A 256-nucleotide genomic window follows, 5' to 3' on the forward strand; every position below is an offset into this window, starting at 1 on the left:
CCACAGGCCAGTAACGCCAGTACGGTGGTTAGCGGCGAGTTCCAGCCCATCGCCAGCGTATTGCTGATCATCTCGATATGCGTGGAACCTGCTATCAGCGCCAATACCAGCAGTGAGAGAATAAGCATTGGTTCGACCAGAATGCCGAGCGTCAACTCGCGACTGGCACCGACTCCCGCAAACGGACTTCCGGTATCCAGCCCGGAAAGAGCAAAGAAAAAACGAAACAGGGCAAGAAGATAGATAAGGGTGATCA

1 pseudogene is annotated in these 256 nt (G+C 53.9%); it reads right to left on the reverse strand.

Features of this window, described 5'->3' with window-relative positions:
• A pseudogene (gene hyfC / locus IEQ44_RS16160) lies at positions 1-256 on the reverse strand (hydrogenase 4 subunit HyfC); the annotation flags it as partial.

Source organism: Nocardioides malaquae (assembly GCF_015070385.1).
Lineage (GTDB): Bacteria > Actinomycetota > Actinomycetes > Propionibacteriales > Nocardioidaceae > Nocardioides > Nocardioides malaquae.